The 26,003-nt window shown below is 73.1% G+C and carries 24 protein-coding genes; 17 read left to right on the top strand and 7 right to left on the bottom strand.

Going from position 1 to position 26,003, the window contains the following annotated elements; translation table 11 throughout:
* Positions 1-19: 19 nt before the first annotated feature.
* On the bottom strand, positions 20-2,743 hold the full coding sequence (locus ACGFIB_RS06990) for a LuxR C-terminal-related transcriptional regulator (RefSeq protein WP_393369168.1): 2,724 nt from the start codon (positions 2,741-2,743) through the stop codon (positions 20-22).
* Between the two features lie 133 nt (positions 2,744-2,876).
* On the opposite strand from ACGFIB_RS06990, the gene ACGFIB_RS06985 reads away from it, so the two are divergent.
* Together ACGFIB_RS06985 and ACGFIB_RS06980 are read left to right on the top strand one after the other, a co-directional pair.
* The gene (locus ACGFIB_RS06985) at positions 2,877-3,605 is read left to right on the top strand and encodes an ABC transporter ATP-binding protein (protein WP_357258692.1); all 729 of its coding nucleotides are present in this window, start codon (positions 2,877-2,879) and stop codon (positions 3,603-3,605) included.
* Positions 3,599-6,061: an FtsX-like permease family protein gene (locus ACGFIB_RS06980; protein ID WP_393369165.1), complete on the top strand. Its 2,463-nt coding sequence runs from the start codon at positions 3,599-3,601 to the stop codon at positions 6,059-6,061. Before ACGFIB_RS06985 ends, ACGFIB_RS06980 begins: the two co-directional genes overlap by 7 nt.
* Positions 6,062-6,167: 106 nt before the next feature.
* Here the strand turns inward: ACGFIB_RS06980 and ACGFIB_RS06975 are convergent, their stop codons facing one another.
* Positions 6,168-6,983, bottom strand: a complete 816-nt coding sequence (locus ACGFIB_RS06975) for a putative RNA methyltransferase (RefSeq protein WP_357241652.1) — start codon at positions 6,981-6,983, stop codon at positions 6,168-6,170.
* A 116-nt stretch (positions 6,984-7,099) separates the two neighbouring features.
* Here ACGFIB_RS06975 and ACGFIB_RS06970 point away from each other — a divergent pair, with 116 nt between their 5' ends.
* From ACGFIB_RS06970 to ACGFIB_RS06955, 4 genes are all read left to right on the top strand, one after another.
* Positions 7,100-7,246, top strand: a complete 147-nt coding sequence (locus ACGFIB_RS06970; protein ID WP_357241655.1) for a hypothetical protein — start codon at positions 7,100-7,102, stop codon at positions 7,244-7,246.
* Between the two features lie 109 nt (positions 7,247-7,355).
* On the top strand, positions 7,356-8,018 hold the full coding sequence (locus ACGFIB_RS06965) for an MBL fold metallo-hydrolase (RefSeq protein ID WP_357258701.1): 663 nt from the start codon (positions 7,356-7,358) through the stop codon (positions 8,016-8,018).
* Between the two features lie 403 nt (positions 8,019-8,421).
* Positions 8,422-8,835, top strand: coding sequence for a universal stress protein (locus tag ACGFIB_RS06960; RefSeq protein ID WP_357258704.1), 414 nt, complete (start codon positions 8,422-8,424; stop codon positions 8,833-8,835).
* A 42-nt stretch (positions 8,836-8,877) separates the two neighbouring features.
* The gene (locus ACGFIB_RS06955; RefSeq protein WP_409348762.1) at positions 8,878-9,858 is read left to right on the top strand and encodes a GlxA family transcriptional regulator; all 981 of its coding nucleotides are present in this window, start codon (positions 8,878-8,880) and stop codon (positions 9,856-9,858) included.
* Positions 9,859-9,925: 67 nt separating this feature from the next.
* On the opposite strand, the gene ACGFIB_RS06950 is transcribed toward ACGFIB_RS06955, so the two are convergent.
* Both ACGFIB_RS06950 and ACGFIB_RS06945 read right to left on the bottom strand, forming a co-directional pair.
* The gene (locus ACGFIB_RS06950) at positions 9,926-10,087 is read right to left on the bottom strand and encodes a hypothetical protein (protein WP_393369161.1); all 162 of its coding nucleotides are present in this window, start codon (positions 10,085-10,087) and stop codon (positions 9,926-9,928) included.
* 21 nt (positions 10,088-10,108) lie between these two features.
* On the bottom strand, positions 10,109-10,702 hold the full coding sequence (locus ACGFIB_RS06945) for a TetR/AcrR family transcriptional regulator (protein WP_357241668.1): 594 nt from the start codon (positions 10,700-10,702) through the stop codon (positions 10,109-10,111).
* A gap of 156 nt (positions 10,703-10,858) precedes the next feature.
* Between ACGFIB_RS06945 and ACGFIB_RS06940 the strand changes: the two genes are divergently transcribed.
* The 5 genes from ACGFIB_RS06940 to ACGFIB_RS06920 all read left to right on the top strand — a co-directional run bounded on the left by ACGFIB_RS06940 (position 10,859) and on the right by ACGFIB_RS06920 (position 16,199).
* Positions 10,859-11,782 carry an NADP-dependent oxidoreductase gene (locus tag ACGFIB_RS06940; RefSeq protein ID WP_393369158.1) on the top strand — a complete coding sequence of 308 codons (924 nt, stop codon included), beginning with the start codon at positions 10,859-10,861 and terminating at the stop codon, positions 11,780-11,782.
* Positions 11,783-11,890: 108 nt separating this feature from the next.
* On the top strand, positions 11,891-12,838 hold the full coding sequence (locus tag ACGFIB_RS06935; protein ID WP_393369155.1) for an aldo/keto reductase: 948 nt from the start codon (positions 11,891-11,893) through the stop codon (positions 12,836-12,838).
* A gap of 67 nt (positions 12,839-12,905) precedes the next feature.
* Positions 12,906-13,379 carry an NUDIX hydrolase gene (locus ACGFIB_RS06930; protein ID WP_357241677.1) on the top strand — a complete coding sequence of 158 codons (474 nt, stop codon included), beginning with the start codon at positions 12,906-12,908 and terminating at the stop codon, positions 13,377-13,379.
* Between the two features lie 73 nt (positions 13,380-13,452).
* A complete protein-coding gene (locus ACGFIB_RS06925; RefSeq protein ID WP_142567756.1) occupies positions 13,453-13,677 on the top strand; it encodes a DUF342 domain-containing protein in 225 nt (74 codons plus the stop codon).
* 140 nt (positions 13,678-13,817) lie between these two features.
* Positions 13,818-16,199, top strand: a complete 2,382-nt coding sequence (locus ACGFIB_RS06920; RefSeq protein ID WP_393369152.1) for an ATP-binding protein — start codon at positions 13,818-13,820, stop codon at positions 16,197-16,199.
* On the opposite strand, the gene ACGFIB_RS06915 is transcribed toward ACGFIB_RS06920, so the two are convergent.
* Both ACGFIB_RS06915 and ACGFIB_RS06910 read right to left on the bottom strand, forming a co-directional pair.
* Positions 16,162-16,716, bottom strand: a complete 555-nt coding sequence (locus tag ACGFIB_RS06915) for an ATP-binding protein (RefSeq protein WP_357241683.1) — start codon at positions 16,714-16,716, stop codon at positions 16,162-16,164. The genes ACGFIB_RS06920 and ACGFIB_RS06915 overlap by 38 nt on opposite strands.
* Positions 16,717-16,816: 100 nt before the next feature.
* Positions 16,817-17,008 carry a DUF5999 family protein gene (locus tag ACGFIB_RS06910; protein ID WP_142567753.1) on the bottom strand — a complete coding sequence of 64 codons (192 nt, stop codon included), beginning with the start codon at positions 17,006-17,008 and terminating at the stop codon, positions 16,817-16,819.
* A gap of 527 nt (positions 17,009-17,535) precedes the next feature.
* Between ACGFIB_RS06910 and ACGFIB_RS06905 the strand changes: the two genes are divergently transcribed.
* Positions 17,536-17,997, top strand: coding sequence for a PPOX class F420-dependent oxidoreductase (locus ACGFIB_RS06905; RefSeq protein WP_357016088.1), 462 nt, complete (start codon positions 17,536-17,538; stop codon positions 17,995-17,997).
* An 82-nt stretch (positions 17,998-18,079) separates the two neighbouring features.
* On the opposite strand, the gene ACGFIB_RS06900 is transcribed toward ACGFIB_RS06905, so the two are convergent.
* On the bottom strand, positions 18,080-18,742 hold the full coding sequence (locus ACGFIB_RS06900) for a GNAT family N-acetyltransferase (RefSeq protein ID WP_393369149.1): 663 nt from the start codon (positions 18,740-18,742) through the stop codon (positions 18,080-18,082).
* A 142-nt stretch (positions 18,743-18,884) separates the two neighbouring features.
* On the opposite strand from ACGFIB_RS06900, the gene ACGFIB_RS06895 reads away from it, so the two are divergent.
* The 5 genes from ACGFIB_RS06895 (at position 18,885) to ACGFIB_RS06875 (ending at position 25,976) form a co-directional block, all read left to right on the top strand.
* Positions 18,885-19,784 (top strand): GNAT family N-acetyltransferase, encoded by a 900-nt coding sequence (locus ACGFIB_RS06895; protein ID WP_357258716.1) that lies wholly within the window; start codon positions 18,885-18,887, stop codon positions 19,782-19,784.
* Between the two features lie 324 nt (positions 19,785-20,108).
* Positions 20,109-21,893, top strand: coding sequence for a class I adenylate-forming enzyme family protein (locus ACGFIB_RS06890; RefSeq protein ID WP_393369145.1), 1,785 nt, complete (start codon positions 20,109-20,111; stop codon positions 21,891-21,893).
* A 65-nt stretch (positions 21,894-21,958) separates the two neighbouring features.
* Positions 21,959-23,527: an NAD(P)-binding domain-containing protein gene (locus ACGFIB_RS06885; RefSeq protein WP_393369142.1), complete on the top strand. Its 1,569-nt coding sequence runs from the start codon at positions 21,959-21,961 to the stop codon at positions 23,525-23,527.
* Positions 23,524-24,591 carry an alpha-hydroxy acid oxidase gene (locus ACGFIB_RS06880; protein WP_393369140.1) on the top strand — a complete coding sequence of 356 codons (1,068 nt, stop codon included), beginning with the start codon at positions 23,524-23,526 and terminating at the stop codon, positions 24,589-24,591. The genes ACGFIB_RS06885 and ACGFIB_RS06880 overlap by 4 nt, the downstream gene beginning before the upstream one ends.
* Positions 24,585-25,976 (top strand): cytochrome P450, encoded by a 1,392-nt coding sequence (locus ACGFIB_RS06875; protein ID WP_393369137.1) that lies wholly within the window; start codon positions 24,585-24,587, stop codon positions 25,974-25,976. Before ACGFIB_RS06880 ends, ACGFIB_RS06875 begins: the two co-directional genes overlap by 7 nt.
* Positions 25,977-26,003: the final 27 nt, after the last annotated feature.

The following is a 26,003-nucleotide window of genomic DNA, read 5'->3' as shown; positions in this document are numbered from 1 at the left end:
AGTTCGGGCGGCGGACCGGTCAGGACAGGTCCAGGCCGGCGAGCTGGGCGCGGCTGGCCACGTTGAGCTTCGGAAACGCCCGATAGAGGTGGTAGCTGACGGTCTTCGGGCTGAGGAACAACTGCGCGCCGATCTCCCGGTTGGTCAGGCCCTTGGCGGCCAGCCGCACGATCTGCAACTCCTGCGGGGACAGCGCGGACAGCACTTCAGCAGGCGCGGCCGGGGAGCTGGTGTCGCCGGTGGCGCGCAGCTCGGTGCGGGCGCGCTCGGCCCATGGGCGGGCGCCCAGCCGCTCGAAGGTCTCCCACGCGGCCCGCAGGTGCGGCCGGGCGCTGCCCTTGTCGCGCTCTCTGCGCAGGCGCTCCCCGAAGGCGAGCCTGGTGCGGGCCGCCTCCCAGGGACGGCCGCTGCCGGCGTGGAGCCGTACGGCGGCGCCGAAGTCCTCGTGCGCCCGCTCCCAGTCGGTTTCGAGCAGGGCGCGGCAGCGGTGCAGGACGGCCAGCGCCCAGTCCTGTCCCGAGGCCGTCGCCCACTCCTCGAACCGGCGCAGCGGCTCACGCGCGGGCAGCCCGAGCCGTACGGCCGCCTCGATCTGGTCGGGGGCGAAGTAGACGGCCTGGATCTGGTGGCGCACCGGGCCGGTCATGGCGGTGTCGAGCCGGTCCAGAGCCTCGGCGAACCGGCCCTGGCCCAGGTCGAGCAGGGCCAGCGCCCACTCGGCCCACGCCAGGCCGTTGACGATGTGGTTGGCGTCGAAGCGGTCGCGCGAGCGGGCCGCGAGCTCGGCGCATCGGTCCGCCTCTCCCCGCACGGCCGCCAGCCACGCCAGCGTGCCCTCCAGGTAGCCCGCCCGGTTGCGCTGCCCCGTGCCGGAGGTGAGCCGCAGACCCTCGGTCGCGGTGGCCTCGGCGTCCCGGAACCTGCCCAGATACAGCTCGGCGGCGGCGAGAGTGACGTGGACCAGGGGGAGTTTGCCGATGTCACCGGCGGCCCGGCACTCCGCGGCCATGGCGGCGGAGATGTCGTGTCCCGTCCTGAAGTCACCGACGAGCGGGGCGACGAAGGCCGCGTTGATCCGGAACGTGTGCGCGCCGGAGGCGATCCCGCCGCCCCTGGCGACCATGCCGCGCATGATGGGGAGCCCCTCCGCCGGCCCCCGCTGCAGCAGCGCCGCCGCGCCGGTCACCGCCTGGACGGCGGGATCGAGGCCGTCCTCCGGACGCAGGCCGAGCCTGTGGAGGTGTTCGGCCGCCTCGGCGACCCTGGCCGGGTCGCTGAGCTGCCAGGCGTTGCGCGCGGCGTCGATCAGCATGAGTCCGGCCGCGATCAGGTCCTGCCGCGCCTGCCCGCCGGGGCCCTCCGCGCTCGTGAGCGCGGTCAGCTCCTCCGCGCCCGCCAAGAGCAGATCGTGGGCCAGGTGGGGGGCGCCCTCGTCGAACGCGATCCTGGCGCGCAGGTCGCACAGCCGCGCGCGGGAACGGGGGTCGTCCACCAGCGCGGCGGCGTCCTCGACCAACTCCCTGGCTCGGCGGGCCTGGCCCGCGTCGGCGGCGGCGACGGCGGCTTCGGCCAGCCGCCCCGCCTTGAGCGCGTGGTCCTCGGTGAGCTCGGCGGCCCGTTCGAGCGCTGCGCAGGCCCCGGCGTTGCCATCGCGTTCCCGGGCGCGCCGTGCGGCCTGCTCCAGCGCCCGCGCCGCCGTCTCGTCGGGGCCGGTGGCGGCGGCGGCCAGGTGCCAGGCTCGCCGGTCCGGCTGATGATCGAGCAGCCGCGCCAGGATCGCGTGGATCTCCAGCCGCAGATCGTAGGTGCCGTGCCGGAACGCCGCCGCGCGCATGAGGGGGTGGGTGAAGGTCACCCGCCCCCCGTCGATCGTGACCAGGCCGGACTTCTCGGCCACGCCCAGCGCGGTGGGCGCGATCCCCAGCTCCCGGCCCGCCCGTACGATCACGTCCGGGTCGCCGCCGTCGGTCAGCGCGGTGACCAGCAGCGCCTTCTGGGCGTCCGGGGGAAGTTCGGCGATGCGGGCCTCGTACGCCTGCTGGATGCGGGCGGGCAGCGGCAGCGGGCTCCGGTCGTAGGCGGGCAGGTCCGTGCGCGGGAGTTCGAGCAGGGCGAGCGGGTTGCCGCAGCTCTCCTCGATGACGCGGTCGCGCGTGCCGGGGGCGAGCCCGGGGGCCGCGTGGGCGAGCAGCGAGGCGGCGCTGCCGGCGTCGATGCCCGACAGCCGGTGCACGGGCAGGCCCGAGGGGTCGAAGCCGTCGCGCGCGGCGAAGATCATGACGATGCCCTCGGCGTGCAGCCGGTGGGCCGCGAACCGCAGCGCCTGCGCCGACTCCTGGTCGAGCCACTGCGCGTCGTCGATCAGGCACAGCAGCGGCCCGCCCTCGGCCAGCTCGGCCAGCAGCGACAGCACGGCCAGGCCCACCAGGAGCCGGTTGGTCACCGGGGCCAGGCCGAAGGCGCCGCGCAGGGCGGCCGCCTGCGGCTCGGGCAACGCGTCCAGCCGGTCGAGCCCATGCCCGAGCAGCAGGTGGAGCGAGGCGAACGGGATCTCCGCCTCGGTCTCGATGCCCACGCCGCGCAGCACGCGCATGTCCTGGGCGCACTCCGCCGCGTATGCCAGCAGCGACGTCTTGCCGATGCCCGGATCGCCCCCGACCACGAGCACGCCGGAGCGTCCGGCACGCGCCCGGTCGAGCAGGCCGTCGATCAGCGCATGATCGGTCGCACGCCCCCACAGCACGCCGGAATCCTAGTGCCCCTGATCGCTCCGCCCGGCCCGGCGTCCCGGGGCGATGCGCCGGGGGCCCTTCCGGTGACAGCACCGGTCATGTGTCCGATACCCCTCGGACATCGGCATTCCTAGCGTTCTCAGGGTGAACAACACGCAAGCGGTCGATCTCCTCGGGGTCACCAAACACTACGCACACGGCGTCACGGCGCTGGACGACGTCACGATCGGCTTCGGCGCCGGCACGTTCACCGCAGTGATGGGGCCCTCGGGGTCGGGCAAGTCGACGCTGCTGCAGTGCGCGGCCGGGCTGGACCGGCCCAGCACGGGCCGGGTGGTCGTGGATGGCCGCGACCTGGCCGCACTCGGCGACCGGAAGCTGACGCTGCTGCGCAGAGACCGGATCGGCTTCGTGTTCCAGTCGTTCAACCTGCTGCCCTCGCTCACCGCGGAGCAGAACGTGGGCCTGCCGCTGCGGCTCGCCGGGCGGCGCCCCGACCGGGAGCTGGTGCGGCAGAGCCTGGGCGCCGTGGGCCTGGCCGAGCGCGCCGGGCACCGGCCCGCCGAGATGTCGGGCGGGGAGCAGCAGCGGGTGGCCATCGCGCGGGCGCTGGTCACCCGCCCCGCCGTGCTCTTCGCCGACGAGCCGACCGGCGCCCTCGACGCCAACACCAGCCGCGACGTGCTGCGCCTGCTGCGCACCCTGGTGGACCGGCAGGCCCAGACCATCGTCATGGTCACCCACGACCCCGTGGCGGCCTCGTACGCCGGCCGGGTCGTGTTCCTGGCCGACGGCCGCGTGTTCGGCGAGCTGCACGAGCCCACCGCAGAACTGGTCGCCACCCGGATGCTGCAGCTGGAGGCGTCGTGCTGAGGATCGCCTGGTCCACGCTGCGTACGCGCTGGATCTCTTTCGCGGGCACCTTCGCCGCGCTGGCGCTGGGCGCCGCGTTGATCGCCGCGCTCGGCCAGGTGCTGGCCTCCAGCGTCACGTCGCCGCCACGGGGGCCGCAGCGATACGCCGCCGCGCCCGTCGTGGTCGTGCCCGACGAGAGGCTCACCGTGGACACCTGGCGGGGCGGCAGCAGCGCGCCCCTGGCCGAGCCGCGCGGCCTCGGGGACGACCTGGTCGCCCGCTTCCCCGGCGCGGTGGTGGACCGGATCTTCGCCGCCCGGCTCTCGGACGGGCCGGCGGCGGTGGGCAGGCCCTGGTCGGCCGCCCGTACGGCCCCGCAGACGCTCGTGGCGGGCCACGCGCCCTCGGCGGACGGCGAGATCGCGATCAGTTCCGGGACCCGGCCCGAGCGGCGGCGCGCGTCCGCCGGGGCGCGGGCGCTGGTCGGCACGCGGGTGCCCGTGGTGACCGCGACCGGGATCGAGACGTATCGGGTGGTGGGCGTCACGACGGCGGGGCCGCAGCCCACCGTGTTCTTCGCCGACGCGCGCGCCGCCCGGCTGTCGCCACGCGTGGACGCGCTCGCGCTGTGGCAACCCGCCGCCGAGGTGACGAAGGCGGTGGCGGGGGCGGCCCAGGTGCTGACCGGGCAGGACCGGGCGCTGGCCGATCCGTCCCGGGAGGCCGACGAGCGGGCGCGCAACAACGCCGACACGATCGTCGGCATCGCCGCCGGGTTCGCCGCCTTCATCGCGATTTTCGTGGTCTCGTCCACGTTCGCGTTCGCGGTGGGGCAGCGGCGGCGCGAGTTCGCCCTGCTGCGGGCCATCGGCGCGACCGCGGGCCAGGTCAGGCGGATGATGTACGGCGAGGCGGCCCTCGTCGCGGTGGCCGCCTCCGCGGTCGGCGCGGTCCTCGGCCCGCTGGCCACCCGGCCGATCCTCGACCGGCTGGCCGCGCTCGGGATGGCGCCGGAGTGGCTGACGCCGTCGCGGTCGTCCGTGCCCGCCTGGGTGGCCTTCGGCACCGGAGTCCTGGTCGCCGTGACCGGCGTGACCGTGGCCGCGCGGCGGGCCGGGCGGGTGCGGCCCGCGGAGGCGCTGCGCGAGGCGGCGGTGGAACCCCGTGCGATGACCTGGGGCCGGTGGATCGCCGGGCTGGGTCTGCTGGGCACGGCGGTGGTCAGCATGGCGGTGAACGCCGTCGGCGATCCAGGGTCGGCCACGAACAACAAGACCTTCATGCCGATCGTCATGCTGCTCATCGCCGCGCTGGGCCTGCTCGCGCCGGTCTTCGTGCGGCCCGTCACCCGCCTGCTCGTCGCGCCGCTGGAGCGGCTGCGCGGCGCCGGCGGCGTCGTGGTCGCGGGCGGGACGGCGGCCTCGGCCAGGCGGACCGCCGCCACTGCAGCGCCCGTCCTGGTCACCGTGGCGCTGGCGGCCTCGCTGCTGGGCGGGGCCGCGATGACCGACGCCGCGAAGTCGGCGCTGCAGACCCGGCCGGTGCGCGCCGACTACCTGGTGCTCCCCGACGGGGACGCCGGACTGGACCGGCAGCTCGTCCAGCGGCTGCGGGCGATCCCCGGCGTGGACGTCGCCACCGAGACCGCGACCAGCGTCTACACCCTCGAAGGCGACACCCAGCTCATCCGCAGGCCCGCCCAGGCCGTCGAGCCGGGCACGCTGTCCACGGCGCTGTCGGTCCCGCTGGTCGCCGGATCGACGGCCGGGCTGCGCGACGACACGATCGTCGTCTCCCGAACCTGGGAGCTGAGCGTGGGGCAGCGGGTGCGCATGTGGCAAGCCGACGGCAGCCCGGTCACGCTGACGGTGACCGGCGTGCTCGGGGACGATTCGCCCGCCGACGCCTACGTCACACCCGCCCACGCCTTCTCCGCCCTGCCCTCCGTCGCGTACGTGACGCCACGTCCCGATGCCGCGGCCCCGGCCGTACGGGCCGCGCTGGAGGATGCCGTACGCGGCCACAACGCCCGCGCGGTGAGCAGGGCCGAGTGGGTGCGGGAGTCCGGCGACCGGCAGGCCTCGGCCAGCCGGCTCGGGCTGCTGGCCGTGCTGGGGATCATGCTCTGCTACACCGTGATCGCGCTGGTCAACACGCTGCTGATGGCGGCCTCCGACCGGGCGGCGGAGCGGGGCGGCCTGCGGCTGCTGGGCGCGACGCGGGCGCAGGTGCTGCGATACGTCGTGGCGGAGGCGCTGGCGGTGGTGGCGGTCGGAGTCGTGCTGGGATTCGCGGCCACGGCGCTCGGCCTGCTGGGGCTGGAGGCGGCCCTGCTGCGCCTGGCCGGGTTGTTCGCCTTCGACGTGCCGTGGCTTCCGGTCGTCTCGGTGATCGCGATCTGCTTCCTGCTGGGGGCGGTCGCGGCGATCACTCCCGCGCTCCGGACCAGGGGTGTGGCGATCCCGCGCCTGTGATCCGCGCCTGTGATCCGCGCCTGTGATCCGCGCCTGTGATCCGCCCTGTGATCCGCCCTGTGATCCGCGCCGTGTGGTCAGGTCGTCGGGGGCCGGGCTCGCCTGGTCAGGACAGCGCCGTCCAGCGGGTGATGTGGAAGGACGCGGTCACCGGCATGGGGGCGGGCAGCGCGGCGATCTTCGCGGCCAGGTCCTCGGGCCGCGTGTGCCAGGCGCTCGGGCCCATGCCGACCACCGCCTCGACCTCGTCGTGGCCGAGGGAGAGCGTGATCTCCTCGGTCTCCTCCGCGGTGCGGGCGAACCGGCCGCCCAGCGTGTCGTCCAGGCGGCGGTCCTTGTCCTCGTCCACGCTCAGCAGGCCGAGACGCTCGACGAGCGGGCTCAGGTGGCCGGGGCCGGGCGTGACGACGACCAGGGAGCCGCCGGGCCGCAGCATCCGGGCGAACTCCTCCGCGTTGCGCGGCGCGAAGACGTTGAGCAGCACGTCCACGCGGTCGTCGCCGACGGGGATCGGCCGCCACACGTCCGCCACCAGGGCGCCGACGCGGGGGTGCGCGCGGGCGGCCCGTTTCAGCGCGTGCTTGGACACGTCGATCGCGATGCCCACCGCGTCGTCGCCGAGCGCCGCGGCCAGGTAGTAGCCGGTGCCCGCGCCGGCGTCGGCGACCACGGCGGCGCCCTCGCACATCCGGGCGAGGCGGCGGGCCAGCGGGGCGTAGTGGCCCGCCTCAAGGAAGCGGGCCCGCGCGGCCACCATGGCGGGCGTGTCGGCCGTGCCGGCCGGACGGGTGAGCATGTTCACATACCCCTGCCGCGCCACGTCGAAGGAGTGGCCACGCCCACACCTGACCGACCCCTCGGCCAGGTGGATTGCCGTACGGCAGGCCGGGCAGATGAGGTGGTCGACGACGTCGGCGAGCATCCGTCCATCATGCACCCCGTGCGGACTGCGACCCGGCGACAAGCCGGCTGCAGGAGCACGGCAAGCCGGCGGAGGTTCCATGGACGCGCAAGGAGCTTTCGAAGGGGGAGACCACGATGACCCGCACTCGCCGCCGCTGTCCGCGCTGCCGCACCGAACTCGACGAGGGTCCGATCCTCTACCGCTGCGCCCACTGTGAGCGCGCCGTCTACGCGGCCGACGTCGACCTCGACTACACGCCCGTCCCCGCCGCCGCCCGCTGAACCGGGCTTCTTCTGGCACGGGTGCTTCTTCTATCGTGATGCGATGCCGCAAGAGCCGAGAATCGTGGCCGGTGTCGAGATCGTCCCGCTTTGTGATGCCGTGGGTCCCATGAAGGAACCGGTCCGCAAGCCGCTGCCCGAGATGTTCGCCGGTGCGGTGTTCGAGCCCGGCGAGGAGTGGGTGCTGCACTTCCACTGCTTCCTGGTGCGGGCGGCGGGCCGTACGGTGCTGGTGGACGCCGGGATCGGCGGCGCCGGCTCGCCCGCGACCTGGGCGCCCCTGCCCGGCCGCCTCGTCGGGGAACTGGCCGCCGCCGGGACCGATCCGGCCGACGTGGACATCGTGGTGCTGACCCACCTGCACAGCGACCACGTGGGCGGTGCGGTCGTGGACGGCGCTCCCGCCTTCCCGAACGCCCGCCATCTCGTGCAGCGCGCGGAGGTCGAGTGGGCCGCCGGCCCGGTGCGCGAACTGATCCTCGATCCCCTGCGGGACCTGCTCGACGTCGTCGACGGGGACGCGGAGCCCGTGCCCGGGGTCCGGGTGGTGCACGCGCCGGGCCACACGCCCGGCCACCAGATCGTGGAGGCGGGAGACGTCGTCATGAGCGGCGACGCCCTGCACCACCCCGTCCAGCTGGCCGATCCGACGATCCGCTACGTGTACGACGAGGACCCCGGCCTCGCCGTACGGACGCGCAGGGACATCCTCGCCCGGGCCGCCGTCCTCGCCCCCTCTCACTTCCCCGACCCCTTCGTGCACATGAAGTGATCGGACGGCCGCTCCGCGCTCGTCTCCTTGCCGGGCTCTCGGCCGTGGGCACACACGGATTTCCCTCATCGCCGATGCCGTCCCCCCTGTCGCGGTGATCCCCTTTCGTCCGGATCTGCTCGTTCTCGATAGTCTTGTCCGGAAAGGGGGGTATGTAATGCCCGACGTCGTGGGGCTCCGGGGGACGATCAGCTACGGTGACGCGCTGGCGACCGAGCTGTGCATGCCTCTGACCTTCGCCACGACCGGCTAGCGCCGGCGAATCCTCTCCCGTGCGCAAGACGAACGACCTCCGCGGACAACCCATGGCCGGATTCGGCGTGCTGCCCGTGCTGCTCATGCCCCCCTGGACCGGCCGCCGCGCTGCTGCCGGCCGTGCCACACCCCACATTTGGAGGAACCGATGTACACCCGAATTCTCGCCGCGATCGACGGCTCCGACCGGGCCGACCGAGTCATCCGGGCCGCCACCGATCTCGCCCGCCTCACCGGCGCCACCGTCCACGTCCTGCACGCCGAGGCGAGCGAGGCCGTGTACGACCAGGTGGTCGCGCTGGAGGACGACGCCACGGCGCACGCGGTGGTCGACCAGGCCCTCACCCGGTTGCGTGAGGCCGGCGTCGAGGCGGACGGAGAGGTGGTCGACGTCCTGCGCGAGGGCGTTCCGGACGCCGTCCTCAACCGAGCCCGCGCGATCAACGCCGATCTCATCGTGCTCGGCCCCCGCCACCATGGCAGGCTCGGCGCTCTGCTGGGCGGCAGCGTCAGCCACGAGGTCGGGCTGCACACACCCACCTCGCTCCTCCTGGTGCCCTGAGCCGCTCGGCCGGTGAGGAGCAGGGTGGCGCAGACTGGACGCATGGGCGTCCGGGCGGGGGCGGGTCACTGCGTGGTCGTCGTCGTGTACGACGGCGTCCGGTTGCTGGACGTGACCGGCCCGCTCGAGGTGTTCACCGTCGCCAACGAGCACGGAGCGACGTACCTGCTGCGCACCGCCTCACCGGGCGGGCGGGACATCAGGACCAGCGGCGGCGTCCGCCTCGGCGCCGACCTGGCGCTGGAGGACCTGGCCGGGGAGGCGCCCGACGTACTGCTCGTGCCGGGCAGCCCGGACATCTCGGCCACCGAATGCGACCGGGCCCTGCTCGAACAGGTCCGCCGGCTGTCGGAGCGGGCCGGGCGCACGGCATCGGTGTGCGCCGGGGCCTTCGTCCTCGCGGCGGCCGGGATCCTGGACGGCCGCCGGGCGGCCACCCACTGGGATCTGGCAGACCGCCTGGCGCTCACCTACCCCCGTGTGACGGTCGACCCGGACGCCATCTTCGTCCGGGACGGCCGGGTCATCACCTCGGCCGGGGTGACGTCCGGGATCGACCTGGCCCTGGGCCTGGTCGAGGAGGACCACGGCACCGCACTGGCCAGAACGGTCGCCAAGCACCTGGTGGTGTTCATGCAGCGGCCGGGCGGCCAGTCGCAGTTCAGCGTGCGGCTGCGTTGCGGGGGCACACGCGGCGAGGCCCTGCGGCCGGTGCTGGACGCGGTGACCGTCGATCCCGCCGCGGACCATGGGCTGAGCGCGATGGCCGCCCGGGCGGGGCTGAGCGTCCGCCAGCTCACGCGCCTGTTCAAGGGGGAGACGGGCATCACCCCTGCCCGGTACGTCGAACTCGTCCGAATCGAGACCGCGCGGGGCCTGCTGGAGGCCGGGGACGATCCGCTCGACGTGGTCGCGCGCCGCGCCGGGTTCGGCTCGCCCGAGACCATGCGGCGGGCGTTCGTCCGCGAGATCGGTGTGCCGCCCGCCGCGTACCGGTCGCGTTTCCGCACCACCCGCGCGTAGGGCGTGCCGGCGCGGGTGGTGCGTGACCGCTTCATCGAGAGCAGCGCGGGCAGCACGGGCAGCACGGTCAGCGAGCCGACGACGGCCGTGAGCACCACGAGGATCGTGCCTCGGCGAAGCCCATGAAGATCCCGTTGCCGGTGAGGAACATTCCCGCCATGGCCACGATGACGGTGATGCCGGAGATGAGCACGGCGCGTCCGGACGTGGCCGCCGGGACCAGCACCACCTCGACAGCGACGGACAGCCCCTAGTGGGGATCGGGACTCGTGGAGACCGGGCCGGGGTCCGGCGGGTCGGCGAGGGCGTGCACGCCTGCGCGAATACGTTCGGTGGCCATGTGCCGATGCTGACGGAGGTAGTCGATGACGTCGGCGCGGAGTGCGGTGAAGACGGCGTACGCGAGGTAGCCGGCGTCGACGGAGGGCCGGGCGGCACGGATCCGGTCGGTGAGTTCGTCGATCCAGAACTGGCTGGCGGGGTTGGCGTAGTAGGCGTGCGGTCCGTAGTGCTCCAGTGCGCGGATCAGCGTGCGGTTTTCCGCGACGAAGTCGAACAGGGCATCGAGGTAGGCATGGAGTCGTGCACCGGCGTCTCCGCCGGGTCCGAGTGGGGGCTCTCCCGATCGCACGCGGTCCTGCAAGGCGGCGACGCGTGGTGCGATGAGCGCTTCGACCAGTCCCAGCAGGTCGCCGAAGCGGCGCATGACCGTGGCCTTGCCGACGCCGGCGGCCTGGGCGATGCGGGCCAGGCTGACATGCTCGAGGTCCTCTCGCTGGAAAAGCGCTTCCGCGGCGGTCAGTACGGCGGCGCGGTTGCGAGCGGCATCGGCGCGTTCGGTCACGGTCACGCTCCTTGCATAAGTGGACCGTTGGACCGTATCGTACCGGACCAGCGGACCGGTTCACCCTCTCCGGCGTCGTTCGCCGGCTGCGTGGCTCCGGTGAAACGCATGGGCCGGGCCCTGTCGCGAGTGGGGCGCCATCCGGGAAAGGAAGCTATGAAACGGATCTGCCGGGCTGTCATGTTCTCCGAGTACGGCGAGGCCGAGGTCCTGCGTGTGGCCGAGTGCGAGGTGCCCGACCCCGGCCCGGGACAGGTACGGATCGCGGTCCGCGCCGCCGGTGTCAACCCGATCGACTGGAAGGTCCGCAGCGGTGCCATGGCCGCGGTGATGCCGGTGCGGTTTCCGGCCGTCCCAGGGGTCGACGTGGCCGGGATCGTCGAGTCCATCGGGCCGGAGGTGGCCGATGTCGCCGTCGGAGACGAGGTCTTCGGCAAGGCGGCCTCCGGGAGTTACGCCGAGCTGGCGCTGGCGAGCCGCGATGCCATCGCGGTGAAACCTGCCACGGTGTGCTGGGAGGTCGCAGCCGCTCTGCCCGTGGCCGGCGCCACTGCTTATCACGCTCTCGCCCAGCTCCGCCTGGCGCAGGGCGATACGATCGTGATCGACGGGGCGGCCGGTGGCGTGGGAACCGTCGCAGCCCAGCTCGCCCGGCTTCGCGGGCTCACGGTGATCGGCACGGCCGGCCCAGGCAACCACGACTACCTGCGCTCTCTCGGCGCCGTCCCGGTGAGCTACGGCGACGACCTGGCCGACCGAATCCGCGCTGTGGTCGCCGGCGGTGTGGACGCCGCTGTCGACGCCTCGGGGCGTGGTTCCCTCCCCGCTTTGGTGGAGTTGACCGGGGACCCCGATCGGGTCATCACTCTCGCCGACGCGTCGGCACAGTCACTGGGCGTACGGTTCGTCTACGGCGAGCCCGACGACATGCGCGGCATTCTGACCGAAACGATTGCGTTGGTGGCGGCAGGCGCGATCACGGTGCCCATCGCCCTCTATCCCTTGACCGACGCGGCCGCCGCTCACCGCGACAGCCAGGCAGGGCATGTCCGCGGCAAGCTCGTCCTGGCGCCCATCTGACGGCTGCGGCCGGGACGAATTCCGAAACGAGTTTCTCCGTCAAGGTGTTGACCTTGAGTCCACTCCAGCTACCAGACTCCTGCCTGTTTCGGTCGAAGGGAGCACGATATGGAACACGTGAACCTCGCGCTTGGGGCGATGCGCTTCGGCAGCCAGGTGGACAAGCGGGCCGCGTTCGACCTGCTGGACCGCTTCGTCGACGGGGGCGGCACCCTGATCGACACGGCGAACTGCTACGCGTTCTGGTCCGACCCGGACGGCGCCGGGGGGCACAGCGAGAAAGTGATCGGTGAATGGCTGGCCAAGCGTCCCGGCCTCCGCGACCGCGTGCGCCTCAGCACGAAGGCGGGCGCGCAGCCGGTCGGCGGCGGAGAGTGGCCCGCCAACCGGGAGGGGCTGTCGGCCGCCGCGATCAAGACGGCGGCCGAGGACAGCCTCCGCCGCCTGCGCACCGATCACGTCGAGCTGTTCTGGACGCACATGGAGGATCGGTCGGTTTCGCCGGAGGAGACCGGCCACGCGCTGGCGCTGCTCGTCGAGTCGGGAACGGCCGGTCGCCTCGGCGCGTCCAACCACCCCCTCTGGCGGGTGGAGCGCGCCCGCGAGATCGCCCGGGCCAACGGATGGCCGGGGTACACCGCCCTGCAGTTGCGCCACTCCTACCTCAGCCCACGCCCCTGGGCGAAGGTGCCGGACCAGACCCACCGCTTCGGCTGGGTGACGGACGAGATCCTCGACTACGTCGCCGTACACCCCGAGGTCGCTCTGTGGGCCTACACTCCGCTGCTCAACGGCTCCTACACGCGCGACGACCGCCCCCTGTCCGAGGCGTACGACCACCCGGGGACGAGCCGGCGGCTGGCCGTGCTGACCGACGTGGCGGCCGAGCTCGGCGTGACCCGCAACCAGGTGGTGCTCGCCTGGCTGGCCGGGGGCGTCCCGCCGCTGACGCCGATCGTCGGCGTCAGCAACGCCGCTCAACTGGATGAGGCCCTGGCGGGCGTCGCCCTGACACTCCCCGGAGAGCTGCGCGCGCGCCTGGACGCGGTGGCCTGAGCGGCGCCGCCGGCCCCACCGCCTGTCCGGACACGATCTAGGCTCAGGACATGAGATCGGAGCTGCGATGATCCCGGCGGACACCTTCTACGCGGGGCTGTTCAAGGTGGCCGCCGCGGCGGCCGGTTTCCTCACCGACTCCTCCGGGCGGGTCCTGCTCGTGAAGCCGGGCTACCGCGACCACTGGGGCTGGCCGGGCGGGCACGTCGACGAGGGCGAGTCGCCGGAGGCGGCCTGCGGCCGGGAGCTGGCCGAGGAGCTGGGCCTCACCCGCTCGGTGGGCCGCCTCCTCGTGTTCCAGTGGGTGCCGCCGCTGGACGACCGGCCGATCCCGCTGGTCCACTTCCTGTTCGACTGCGGCACGGTCGAGGACGGGACCAGCGTGACCCTGCAGGAGGAGGAGCTGGACGACTACGGGTTCTTCACCGCGGAGCAGGCCGCCTCTGTCATGCCGGCCTACCTGCTGGCGCGGCTGACGGCCGCGCAGCGGGCCCGTACGACCGGCGAAACCGTCTATCTCCCTGCCGCCGTCGCCGAATAGTTTCCCGTCCCCGTGGAATGGGGTGGACGAACGCGACATGGCGCGCGTGAGTGACGCAACGGGATGGTGAGGCATGGACGATCCGGAGCTCAAGAAGGAGCTCGACGAGGTGGACACGCAGATCGAGCGCCTGCGCGAGGAGACCAGGCAGATACGCGAGGAGATCGGGCAGAGCTGGGACGCGCCCACGGATATGGCGGAGAGGGCCACCCTGCTGACCAACGTCGAGCAGCAGGAGGCGCTCATCGACGACCTCCAGGTCAGACGCGAGCAGATCCTGCGGCGGATGAAGGGCTGAGCCCCGCCCCGGGCTGCCCTGCCGGCGGACCGCTTCGACGAGTGGGGCAGAGCGCGGCCGGAACCGCGTTTGTACGCTGGTATGTGCCACGACGTGGTGGTGTACCGGACGACGGGGGCGGCGTGGGTGTCATGACCGCTATGCGAACGAGAGCTGTCAGGGGGGAACCGGCCGGGCTGCCCGCGGAGGTGACCAGCTTCGTGGGGCGTCGGCACGAGCTGGCCGAGCTCAAGCGCCTGCTGGGGAGCGCGCACGTGGTCACGGTCATCGGCGTGGGCGGGGTGGGGAAGACCCGCCTCGCACTGCGGGCGGCCGAGGAGGTCCACAGGAGCTTCCCCGGCGGCGTACGGCTGGTCGAGCTGGCCGCGCTCGAAGATCCCGGCTTGCTGGCGCAGGCCGTGGCCGAGGCGTTGACGGTCAACGAGCACTCGACCCGGCCGCCGCTCGACGTGCTGGTCGAACGCCTGCAGGGCAGGCAGAGCCTGATCGTGCTCGACAACTGCGAGCACGTCCTCGCCGAGTGCGCGGTGCTCGTGGACACGCTGGTCCGTGCGCTGCCCGAGCTTCGGGTCCTCGCCACCAGCAGGCAGGCGCTCGGCATCGGCGGTGAGCGGATCGTCGAGCTCGCGCCGCTGCCGATGCCCGGCCCGGACGGCGACTCGGCGGTGCCGCTCGCCGAGTCGGACGCGGTCCGGCTGTTCGCGGAGCGGGCCGCGGCCGTCGTGCCGGGCTTCGAGGTGACCGAGGAGAACGAGGAGGCGGTGGCCGAGATCTGCCGCCGGCTCGACGGCCTGCCCCTCGCGATCGAGATGGCCGCCGTACGGCTGCGCGCCCTGTCGGTGGGGCAGGTGCTGGCGCGGCTGGACGACCGGTTCCGGCTGCTCACCGGGGGATCGCGGGCCGCGCTGCCCCGGCAGCGTACGCTGCGGGCGCTGTTCGAGTGGAGCTACGAGCTGTGCACCGGGCAGGAGCGGTTGCTGTGGCAGCGGGTCTCGGTCTTCGTCGGGTGCCTGGACCTGGAGGCGGCCGAGCAGGTGTGCGCGGGCGACGGCATCGCCCGCGAGGACGTGCTCGAACTCGTCGCGGGGCTGGTCGACAAGTCGGTCCTGCTCCGCCGGGAGTCCGAGGGGGCGGTCCGCTACTGCCTGCTCGACACGGTGCGGCGGTTCGGCCGTGAGCTGCTGGCCGCCTCCGGGGAGGAGGCGACGCTGCACCGGCGGCACCGGGACTACTACCGGAAGATCACCTCACGGGCCTGGGCGGAGCTGTTCAGTTCCGCCCAGCAGTCGTGGGTGGAGCGCCTGCAGCGCGACCACGCCAACCTCCGCAAGGCCCTGGACTGGTCGCTGCGCGAGCCGGGAGAGGCCGAGACGGGCCTGGCGATGACCGCGGAACTGCTCTACCACTGGAGCGGCTACCACCTGTCGGAGGGGGCTGGCTGGTTCGACCGGAGCCTGGCCGCCGCGGCGGAACCCGGTGAGGTGCGCGCCCACGCGCTGTGGGCGGGCGCATGGATCGCCTTGCTCAGGGGCGACTGCGCCACCACACTGGCGCGGCTGGAGGAGGCCACGGAGATCGCCGAGAGGCTCGGGCTGCGGGTGACGCTCGGCTACATCGCCTTTCTGTCCGGCATGGCGGCCGTGTCCGGGGGCGACCTGGAGAACGGCATGCGGCGATACGAGGAGGCGGCGGCCGTCCATCGCGCCCTCGGCAACCCGATCGGGCTCGCGCTGGCGCTCAACCGGCTCGCCCTGGCCAACGCGTTCCTCGGCCGTCCGGGCGTCCGCGATCTCGCCGAGGAGTGCCTGGCCCTGTGCGACCTCTACGGCGAGGGCTGGCACCGGGCGTACGCGCTGCTGGCGGTGGCGATCGACGCCTGGCACCGGGACGACATGCGCGAGGCCTGCGAGATCGACAACGAGAGCCTGCGCCACAACACGGCGGTGGGCGACCAGCTCGGCCTGGGCATGAACCTGGAGGCCCATGCCTGGTTCGCGGCCGGCGAGCAGAAGTACGAGCGGGCGGCCCGGCTGCTCGGCGTCGTACGGACCTGCTGGCAGGCCGTCGGCGCGCGGCTGCCGGAGTTCCGCTACATGGGCCGCTGGCACGACGAGTGCGAGGCGGCCACAAGAGAGGCGCTGGGCGAGCACGCCTTCCAGGCCGAGGTGTCCCGAGGCGCGGCCATGACGCGGGAGGAGGCTCTGGCGTACGCCCTGCTCGAACGGGCGCCCGCCGCGCGCGGGCCCGCGCCGTTCGAGGGCCGGATCGCACCGCTGACGCGTAGGGAGACGGAGATCGCGCACCTTGTCGCCGAGGGACTGAGCAACAAGGACATCGCCGGCAGGCTGGTCATCTCCCAGCGCACCGCGGAGGGTCACATCGAGCACATTCTCGACAAGCTCGGGTTCAAGTCGCGCGCCCAGGTCGCCGCCTGGGTGAAGGAACGGCTGAGCGAGCGCGCGGACGGATCGGCGAGCGGGCCGGTCAGTGCGAGGCGTAGGCCGGCAGCTCGAACCACATGATCTTGCCCTGGCGGGTGCGCTCCGCGCCCCAGCAGCAGGCCAGCGAGGCCAGCAGCCGCAGTCCGCGCCCGTGCTCGTGCTCGTCGGAGACGGGCTGCCGGGTCATCGCGGGCATCTCGCAGTCGCTGTCCTCCACCTCGCAGCGCAGCAGTCCTTCGACGGCCGACAGCCGTACGACGAGGTCGCCGCAGCAGGTGTGGCACAGCACGTTCGTGACCAGCTCGCTCACGAGCAACTGCGTCACGTCGGACAGGTTCTCCATGGCCCAGGCGGTCAGGCGCTCGCCGACCAGTCGGCGGGCCTGCCCGGCGGAGGTGGCGTCGGCGGGCAGCCGCCAGGTGGCCGCCTCGACGTCGGGGTCGTCCACAAGCTGGATCGCGAGGTCGCCGACCCGCTGCCGCAGCCTCTCCCAGCGCTGCCGGACCGCGGAGTGCCAGCGCTGCGAGGCGGTGAGCGCCTCGTCGGCCTGGGCGGACGACGGTGATTCGTCCCGGACGGGACAGTAGAGCAAAGTCATGACTTCTCCTCGCCCTCGGCTCGGAGTTCGGTCGAGCCGGGGGCACGCGATTCGGCACCTCGCCAGACGCTGTGTCGCCTGATTCGCTCGATACGCTCACTCATGCGGCACACCCCAGAGACGCGCGCGCCGGGATACTGCGGCCATCCGGCATGAGCTCACCGCTGTCGTCGAAGAGCACCACGCCGTTGCAAAGCAGTCCCCATCCCTGCTCAGGATGGAAGGCGATCAGACAGGCCGCGTCGCGGTCGGGTGCGTCCGCTGACGGGCACTTGGGGTGGTGCTGGCACATGATCGGTCCCCCTGGCTCTCATGCACTCTTAAAGACGTTTTCAGACTGCCTTCTCCTACCTTGGGGTGATGAGGGGGAAAACACCCGTATCGATACCTGTTCGAGGCATACGTACGTATTGGGTGCTGGCAGGGTCGACGGCAGGTAAAGTCCTTCGGGACCCTCACTCGTTGAGGGAGATCGTGCGTCCTCGGCCGATCAACCGGTGGCCTGAAAGCCGTACGGCGTCCGGGGCCGACGCCGGGCGCCGCCGCGGAGCCGGGACGTTCCCGGCCTTGCCCGAGGTCGTCGGCGAGCGGAGCGAGGACGGGCGCGGCGCGTGCCTCGACGACCTGTTCGAGCTCGGTCATGCGGCTTCTGCTCGACGGCGTCACCTGCCCAGTGGAGCGGAGCCGTGCCTCCGGTGGTGATTAAAGTGGCCGCATGAGTGAGCGCAGCGAGCGAATCAACAGGTACGGCGTCCGGCGAGGTGCCGGATCCCGTGCCTGCGGCACGACCGAACTCCGGACCGCAGGCGAGGAGCGAGCATGAGTCCCAGGATCGCGACCGCGGAGACCGTCTCCCGTGAGCAGTTGCTCGATTTCGTCCGTGATCGCCACCGCGCGATCCTGATCACCACGAGACGCGACGGCGGCCCCCAGGCGTCCCCGGTGACGTGCGGCGTCGACGCCGAGGGCCGCATCGTCGTGTCGACCTACCCCGAACGTGCCAAGAGCCGCAACGCCCGCCGCGATCCGCGCGCGAGCGTGATCGTGCTGTCGGACGATTTCGACGGGCCGTGGGTGCAGGTGGACGGCACCGCCGAGGTGCTCGACCTGCCGGAGGCCCTGGAGCCGCTGGTCGAGTACTACCGCTCGATCTCCGGCGAGCACCCCGACTGGGAGGAGTACCGCGCGGCCATGGTCCGCCAGGGCAAGTCGCTGGTGCGGATCACCCCGGCGTCCTGGGGGCCGGTGGCCACGGGCGGGTTCCCGGCCCGCCTGGCCTGAGGCGACGCGGCCGCGCGGAAGCCGGACCGGCAGGTCCGGCCGTCGGGCCGGCCGCGCAGGGCCGCGGACACGACCTGGACGCTCAAGGGGCTCCCCCTGGATCGGTGATTCCCTCCGAGGCTCCGAACAGGGGGAGGCAGGGTTCGAGGCCGTGGATCTCGAACCCGTCGGGGGCGGTCCACTCGTCGCGCGACAGCCGCAGCCGCTGCTGCAGGGCGGCCTCGCCTCTGCGCTTCTCCACGGCGAATCCGTCCTCCCGGTAGCCGAGCCGCCTGGAGACCGCCAGCGACTTCGTGTTGTCCAGGAAGGCGGACGACGTCGCACACCGTGCGCCGAGCCCGGCGAAGGCGAGGTGCAGGACGGCGGCGCGCATCTCGGTGCCGATGCCTCTGCCCTGGAAGCGCCGCCCGAGCCAGGAACCGGTGTCGACCTCACGGGTGACCGCGAAGTCGCGGGCCCGCATCTCCTGTACGCCGGCCACCTGGCCCTCCCATACCGTCACGAACGAGCACGCCCAGTGGTCGGGCGACCAGGTGCCCCACTGCCGGAAGTGGATCTGGACGGTCGAGCGGGCGCGTTCGTGCGGCGGGGCGTCCGTCCACGGCTCGCCGAACGGCATCTCGCCGGGATCGTGGACGCCCTCGGCCGCCCGGTCGGCGAGCGCGTCCAGGTCGTCCAGGCCGGGCAGGCGAAGCTCCAGCCGGGGGGTCGTCAGTCGCAATGTCAGGAGCGGCCAGTGTCGCATGGCACGATCCTGACAAGACGGGCCGCCCGCCGGACAGTGGTTTTCCCGGAGAAAACGAGTGTCCGTCGTGTCGGGGTGCGGCTAGCCTCGGAGGCCGCCACGAGCGCCGGGGCCGCGAACCGGCGCGGACAAGGAAGAACGCATGCCCGACCCGCTCACCACGCCGGCCGCCGAGCTCCCCGTACGACGACTCGGACCCGAGGACCTGGATCGATGCCTGGCCCTGAGCGAGGACCGGGCCTGGGGCCGGGAGGAGCGCAAGTGGCTGTTCCTCCTGGAGAACGCCGAGGTCTACGCGATCGAGGCACCGTCGGGAGAGCTGGCGGGCACGGTCACGCTGACCCGGTACGGCACGACCGCGGCGGGCATCGGCATGATGCTCGTCGCCACCCGGTACGGCGGACGCGGCCTGGGCCGCCGGCTGATGACGCACGTGCTCGACACGGCCGGTGACGCGACCGTCTTCCTCTGGGCCACCGAGCTCGGCCGTCCGCTGTACGAGAAGCTGGGGTTCGAGACGCTGGGCGTGACGGAGGCGCGGGTGGGGCGGCTGCGCCCCGGGGACGACCCCGTCCTGACGAGGCCGGCCGATCTCGGCTCCGATCTCGACGCGGATCCCGGCTCCGATCCCGGCTCCGATCTCGACGCCCTGCTCGCGCTCGACGCGGAGGTCTTCGGCGCCGACCGGGCCGCGCTGCTGGCGCGGCTGTTCGCCTTCGCCGAGGAGGTCAGGGTCGTCGAGGACGAGACGGGGCCGACCGGCTACGCCGTGTCGTGGCGGGCCATGAACAACTTGCTGTTCATCGGGCCGGTGGTCGCCGGCGACGAGGCCGCCGCCCGCGCGCTCGTCACAGACCTCGCGCGCGACGCCGACGGCCTGGTGCGGATCGAGGTCGAGCGCTCCCGGCCGGGCCTGCTGGGGTGGCTCGGAGAGCGGGGCACGTCACAGGCGTTCTCGACGACCTTCATGGTCCACGGAGGCAGGCCGCTCCCCGGCGACCGGACCCGCATGTACGCCCCGATGATGCTCGCGATGGGCTGAACCCCCGATCACGGGACTCCTGGCTCTCGGGCGTCCCGGCTCACGGTGACTCCCGGCCCGCCGGGTCCTGACTGGCGCCGCTCGCGGGGTCCTGGCTCACCGGAACTCCCGGCCCGCCGGGTCCTGGCTGGCGGGACTCCCGGCCCGCCGGGTCCTGACTGGCGCCGCTCGCGGGGTCCTGGCTCACGGGATCGCTTCGATGCCGGCTCTGATCCGGCTCTGATCTGTGCCGTCTACCGTCGCGACGTGGGACACCGGCGCCCGCGCAGCAGCCGGCCGCGTCGTCGGTGCGGGCGGGTGCCTCGCGAGACGAAGGAGCCGGACATGCGCGATCCCGTCACCCACGCCACGCACCACGAACGCACCGAGCCCAGCACCGAGCCCAGCAACGAGCCCAGCACCGAGCCTGGGCTCTACGCGGCGCCCCGCACCGGGTCCTGCGCCGAGCCCTACGCCGAGCCCTGCGCCGGGCCATCGGAGCCCGACGGGCCGTCCGGGCACGCCGCCGACGCGTTCCCGCACGTGCTGCTGGAGGCGCTGCGAGGCTCTCCCGGCACCCCCGCCTTCGAACAGGGCGCGAGGATCGTCTCCCGGGGCGAGGTGCTGGACCTCATCGGGCGCATCGCCGTCGCCATGCGCGATGCGGGGCTCGGGCCCGGCAAGGGCGTCGCCGTCCGCACCGGCCTGTCGCCGGAGGCGTTCGCCGCCCAGATGGCCGCCCATGTGCTGGGCTGCCGCGTGGTGAGCGTGAAGCCCGGGTACACGCCCGGTCAGCTCGCCGATGTGCTCGGCGTGGGAGTCGACGCCGTGGTCCTCGACCGGTCGACGGCGACACCGGACCTGCTCCATGCCGCCGGGGCCGCCGGGTCCGCCGGGTCCGCCGGGGCCGCCGGGGCCGCCGGGTCCGCCGGGTCCGCCGGGTCCGCCGGGTCCGCCGGGTCCGCCACGGTGCTGTCACTGGGGCCCGCCCCCGGGGTGGCCGGCGCGGCCGACCTCCTGGCCCATCCTGGCGACGGTCGCTTCCCCGCCGTGACGGCGCGACCGGACGACACGGCCCTGCTGACCTTCACCAGCGGCAGCACGGGCCGGCCGAAGGGTTGCGCGCTCACCTACCGGGCCCTGGCGGCGCACTGGTCCGCCCTTCGCGGCTGGTCGTCGGCAGCGCCCCGTTTCGGCGAGTCCTTTCACCGCTACATGCTCTTCGGCACCCTGTCCAGCCTGGTGGTGCTGGAGTTCCTGGCGCCGTGCCTGCTCGGCGGCGGCACCGCGGTGATCCCCGACGAGGACGGCCGGCCCCTGTTCCCGTACGCGATCGAGCGGCACCGGATCACCGGCGCGATCGTGACCGTGCCCCGGCTGTGCCAGATGCTCGACCTGCTCCGCGAGGAGCCGGTCGACCTCGGCAGCCTGCGCGCGCTGACGGTCTCCGGGTCGCCCCTCAGCCCGCATCGGCTGCTGGAGGCGCTGGACCGGCTGGGCCCCGTCGTCCACGTCGTGTACGGCGCGACCGAGGCCGGCGCCATCTCCATGCTCACCCCGGAGGAGGGCCACGACGCGCCCGGCTCGGTCGGCCGCCCGCACCCCGGCGTGGAGATCAGCGTGCGCGACGAGGAGGGCCGCCCGGTCGCCCCGGGACGCACCGGCGAGATCCACGTGCGCGGCCCCTACCTGATGGCGGGCTACTGGAATCAGCCGGAGGAGACCCGCGACGTGCTGCGGGACGGCTGGCTGCGCACCCGCGATCTCGGTCACCTCGACGAGACCGGCCTGCTGCACCTGGCCGGCCGGACCAGGGACGTGATCATGGTGAACGCGATCGTCGTCTATGCCGGTCCCGTCGAGCGGGCGCTGGCCGGTCATCCCGGCGTGGCCGAGGCGTACGTGACCGGCGCGCCGGACGAGCGGACCGGGGAGGCCGTCCACGCGTTCGTCGTCCCGGCTCCGGGCGCCACCCTGGACCACGCCGCGCTGGCGGAGCTGGTGCGCGCCGAGCTCGGCGCGGACAGCGTCCCCCGGACGATCACGACGGTGTCCTCCGTGCCGGTCGCGCCGAGTGGCAAACCCGACAAGCGCGCGCTGGTGGAGCGGCATCTGCCGCCGGCGCTCTGATCCATCTCTGAGAATCACCCGCCAACACTGGTGAAACTTCAACCACCCCAGTGAGGGAGGCGTCAGTGCCCGACAACACCCTGGACTATCTGGTGATCGGCGCCGGACCGGCGGGCCTGCAGATGGGCCACTTCCTGCATCGGGCGGGGCGCGGCTACCGGATTCTCGAAGCGGCGCCCGAGCCCGGCGCGTTCTTCCGGACCTTTCCCCGCCATCGCAAGCTCATCTCCATCAACAAGAAGCACACCGGATGGGACGATCCGGAGCTCAACCTCCGGATGGACTGGAACTCGCTGCTGTCGGACGACCCCCGTCTGCTGTTCACCCGCTACAGCGACCGCTACTTCCCCGCCGCCGAGGACTTCGTCCGCTACCTGGAGGACTTCGTCGCCTTTCAGGGCCTGCACGTCACGTACGACGCGCGGGTCGCCGAGATCGCGCGCCCGGACGCCGAAGGCCCGTTCCAGGTGACCGACGAGCACGGCCGGACGTACCGGGCACGGCGGGTGATCGTCGCGACGGGGGTCTCCCTGCCCAACGTCCCGCCCATCCCCGGCATCGAGACCGCCGAGCAGTACGGCACCCACTCGACCGACCCCGCGGACTACACGGACAGGCGGGTGCTCGTCATCGGCAAGGCCAACTCGGCCTTCGAGACCGCCGACAACCTCCTTGAGACGGCCGCGGTCGTCCACGTGGCCGGACCGCACTCGCTGCGCCTGGCCTGGCGGACCCACTTCGTCGGGCACCTGCGCGCGGCCAACAACAACTTCCTCGACACCTACCAGCTCAAGTTGCAGAACGCCTTGCTGGACGGCGACATCAGGCGCATCGAGCGCCGGGCCGACGGCTCCTACCTGGTGACGGTGGCCTTCGCCCGAGCCGACGAGGTCACCAAGGACATCCCGTACGACCGGGTGATCGTCTGCACCGGATTCCGGTTCGACGCCTCCGCCTTCGCGCCCGAGTGCCGTCCGGAGCTGACGATCGGGGGCAGGTTCCCCGCGCTGACCCCCGCCTACGAGTCGGTCAACGTGCCCGACCTCCACTTCGCCGGCACGATCACCCAGTCGCTCGACTTCAAGCGCGGCACCAACGGGTTCATCCACGGGTTCCGATACGGCGTGCGCGCCCTGCACCGCACGCTGGAGAGCAGGCATCACGGCGTCCCCTGGCCGGGCCGAGACCTCCCCGCCGATCCGGACGCGCTCGCGGCGGCCGTGCTCGAACGGGTCAACCGCAGCTCGGCCCTGTGGCAGCAGTTCGGGGTGCTGGCCGACATGATCGTCCCGGACGGGCGCGGCGGCATGCGCTACCTGGAGGAGCTGCCGCTCGATCTGCAGGGCCCGCCGATCGGCGACGGGGGCCACTTCGCGATCACCCTGGAGTACGGCCCGAACCACGACCAGGTCGACCCCTTCGACATCGCGGTGGGGCGGATCAGGCAGAGCGACGCGGAGCGTGCGCACGAGGGCCACTACCTCCACCCGGTCGTACGCCGCTGCCGAGGCGGTGTGGTGGAGGCCGTCCACCATGTCACCGAGAACCTGGAGAACGACTGGACCTCGGAAGAGGTGCACCTGCGCCCGCTCCGGGACTTCTTCCAGCGCCAGAGCATGCCGGTCTCGGTGTGACGGCCGTGCTGCCGGCGATCCGGGACTTCGAGGCGGCGGCCCGCGACCGGCTGGACCCCGCTCACTACGACTACTTCGCCGGCGGGGCCGGCGACGAGCTGACGGTGAGGGCCAACGAGGCGGCGTTCGCCCGGCTCGCGCTGCTGCCGCGGGTCCTGCGCGGCGCGGGGAGCCCGCGGATCGGGGTGACTTTGCTGGGCAGCCGCGCGGCGATGCCGGTGCTGGTGGCGCCGACCGCGTTCCACCGGCTCGCCGACCCGGAGGGGGAGAAGGCCACGGCCCGCGCGGCCGCCGCCGCGGAGACCATCATGATCGTGAGCATGGCCGCCACGGTCGCCGTCGAGGACGTCGCGGCCGCGGCGCCGGGCGCCACCCTGTGGTTCCAGCTCTACGTCCAGCCGGACATGGCCTTCACCGAGGCGCTCGTCCGGCGTGCCGAGAAGGCCGGCTGCGCGGCGCTGGTCGTGACCGTCGACTCCCCGGCCCGGGGACGCCGGGACCGGGACGTGCGCAACGGCTTCGACGACCTGCCCGCGGGCATGCGCTGCGAGAACCTGCGCTGCGAGGACCTGCGCGACGGCGGCGCCGGGCCGGTGCGGCCGATCGTCATGTCGCCCGTTATCTCCTGGGAGCACGTGGACATGCTGCGGCGGATGACGCGGCTGCCGATCGTGCTCAAGGGCGTCACGCACCCCGCAGACGCGCGCCTCGCCCTGGACCACGGGGTGTCGGCGCTGTACGTCTCCAACCACGGCGGGCGGCAGCTCGACACCGTTCCGGCCACCGTCGACCTGCTGCCGGAGATCGTGGCCGCCGTCGGCGGGGCCGTACCGGTGCTGATGGACGGAGGGATCCGGCGCGGCACCGACGTGATCAAGGCGATGGCGCTCGGCGCGTCCGCCGTCGCGGTCGGCCGTCCGGTGATCTGGGGCCTGGCGGCGGGCGGCGAGTGCGGCGTGGCCCGCGTGCTCGGGCTGCTGCGCGACGAGGTCGAGCACGCGCTCACCCTGTGCGGCCTCGCCTCGACGCAGGACCTGGAGCCGGGGCTGGTGCGGCGATGCTGACGGCGGCGTGGGTGGCGATGCGGGTGGTGCTGTGGGCGGCCGCGGCCGTCGTCGTGATCAGCCTGCCCCGGTGGCTCCCCGGGCGCGTCGTAGTGCTGCGCGGGTGGGTGTTCACGAGGATCAACGGCGAGGAGAGCATCGCCGTGCCGGGTGACCTGGTCGGCGTGGACCGGTTCAGGGAGGTCTACTCCCATCCGGCGGCCTCGGGCCGGAGCAAGGGCGCCGTCCTGTCCGACCTGTTCTGGTACTGGCTGTCGCCGGGGCCGGAGATGCACCAGGAGCACCTGGAGGCCGGGGAGCGGTACGACGCCGTCGCCCTGGCCACCCGCCGCATCCTGTCGCGCCCGCGGGCGCAGGTGGAGGAGCTCACCCGCCGGTGCGTCCGCCGGACGCTGGAGGGCAGGCACGGGGTCAGGCGCGGGGTCAGGCACGGAGTGGTCCGGCTGCGCGACCTGATGATGCCGGCCTGGGCCGAGTTCTCCTACGAGCTCGTCTTCCGCGAGCCCTGCCCGCCGCACGCCCGCGACCTCATCGTCGGCAACGCGGACGACGTCGTGACCGCGCTCAAGTGCTGCGGCCTGCGGCACATGGACCGGCGCGACCGGCTGACCGAGTATCTCGTCGAGTCACTGCCGCGGGTGGGGCACGAGCTGCCGCCGGGCCTGACGGCCCGGGAGCAGGCGCTGTATCTCCAGGGCGCCTTCTTCAACACCGCGGTCGTGCAGATGTCGGAGGCCACGGCCCATGTGCTGATGGCTCTCGCCCGGCACCCGGACGTGCAGGACCGGGCGCGGGCCGGCGACGACCGCTTCCTCGACCAGGTGATCGCGGAGACGCTGCGGCTCTACCCGCTCTTCGGCATCGCCCACCGCGTCACCACGGGCGACATCCCCGTGGCCGAGAACGTCGCCATCCCGGCCGGCTCTGTGCTGTGCTTCGACTACCCCGCCTTCCACCGTGCGGGCTTCCCCGAACCCGAGCGCTTCGATCCCGGACGCTTCGATCCCGGGCGCGCCTCGGTCAAGGAGCTCAACCACATCCCGTTCGGCATGCCGGCGAACCGGCCCTGCCCGGCGTGGCGGCTCGCGCCGCTCGCCATGCGGGTCGCGGTGCGGGAGGTCCTGCGTTCGTACGAGCTCGACTCCACCGCCGCGCACACCCGGTCGCTGCCCAACCGGGGACCATGTCTGCTCACCCCGCCGGGCGCGCGGCGCGGGCGGGGCCGGCGCCTGACGCTGCTGTCCATGCGGCTCAGGGACGGCTGGGAGGACGTCTGGCGCAGCCTGGTGCAGCTCGTCCTCGGCACGTACATGGTGTGGGACGCCCGCCGGCTGCGGCTGTGCGAGCGCCACTTCTCCGGCGACGCCCGTTCAGAAAGCACGTAGACCCCGGCCGATCTCAGGTCCCGATCA

This window comes from Microbispora bryophytorum, from assembly GCF_043197435.1.
In the GTDB taxonomy this organism is placed as follows: domain Bacteria; phylum Actinomycetota; class Actinomycetes; order Streptosporangiales; family Streptosporangiaceae; genus Microbispora; species Microbispora bryophytorum.
This window is presented reverse-complemented; position numbering and strand designations above follow the sequence as displayed.

Bases quoted from the DNA above. Each gene is read 5' to 3' on its own strand.
- ACGFIB_RS06975 (WP_357241652.1), bottom strand. From the start codon at position 6,983: ATGCTCGCCGACGTCGTCGACCACCTCATCTGCCCGGCCTGCCGTACG.
- ACGFIB_RS06970 (WP_357241655.1), top strand. From the start codon at position 7,100: ATGACCCGCACTCGCCGCCGCTGTCCGCGCTGCCGCACCGAACTCGAC.
- ACGFIB_RS06965 (WP_357258701.1), top strand. From the start codon at position 7,356: ATGAAGGAACCGGTCCGCAAGCCGCTGCCCGAGATGTTCGCCGGTGCG.
- ACGFIB_RS06960 (WP_357258704.1), top strand. From the start codon at position 8,422: ATGTACACCCGAATTCTCGCCGCGATCGACGGCTCCGACCGGGCCGAC.
- ACGFIB_RS06955 (WP_409348762.1), top strand. From the start codon at position 8,878: ATGGGCGTCCGGGCGGGGGCGGGTCACTGCGTGGTCGTCGTCGTGTAC.
- ACGFIB_RS06940 (WP_393369158.1), top strand. From the start codon at position 10,859: ATGAAACGGATCTGCCGGGCTGTCATGTTCTCCGAGTACGGCGAGGCC.
- ACGFIB_RS06935 (WP_393369155.1), top strand. From the start codon at position 11,891: ATGGAACACGTGAACCTCGCGCTTGGGGCGATGCGCTTCGGCAGCCAG.
- ACGFIB_RS06930 (WP_357241677.1), top strand. From the start codon at position 12,906: ATGATCCCGGCGGACACCTTCTACGCGGGGCTGTTCAAGGTGGCCGCC.
- ACGFIB_RS06925 (WP_142567756.1), top strand. From the start codon at position 13,453: ATGGACGATCCGGAGCTCAAGAAGGAGCTCGACGAGGTGGACACGCAG.
- ACGFIB_RS06920 (WP_393369152.1), top strand. From the start codon at position 13,818: ATGCGAACGAGAGCTGTCAGGGGGGAACCGGCCGGGCTGCCCGCGGAG.
- ACGFIB_RS06915 (WP_357241683.1), bottom strand. From the start codon at position 16,716: ATGACTTTGCTCTACTGTCCCGTCCGGGACGAATCACCGTCGTCCGCC.
- ACGFIB_RS06910 (WP_142567753.1), bottom strand. From the start codon at position 17,008: ATGTGCCAGCACCACCCCAAGTGCCCGTCAGCGGACGCACCCGACCGC.
- ACGFIB_RS06905 (WP_357016088.1), top strand. From the start codon at position 17,536: ATGAGTCCCAGGATCGCGACCGCGGAGACCGTCTCCCGTGAGCAGTTG.
- ACGFIB_RS06900 (WP_393369149.1), bottom strand. From the start codon at position 18,742: ATGCGACACTGGCCGCTCCTGACATTGCGACTGACGACCCCCCGGCTG.
- ACGFIB_RS06895 (WP_357258716.1), top strand. From the start codon at position 18,885: ATGCCCGACCCGCTCACCACGCCGGCCGCCGAGCTCCCCGTACGACGA.
- ACGFIB_RS06890 (WP_393369145.1), top strand. From the start codon at position 20,109: ATGCGCGATCCCGTCACCCACGCCACGCACCACGAACGCACCGAGCCC.
- ACGFIB_RS06875 (WP_393369137.1), top strand. From the start codon at position 24,585: ATGCTGACGGCGGCGTGGGTGGCGATGCGGGTGGTGCTGTGGGCGGCC.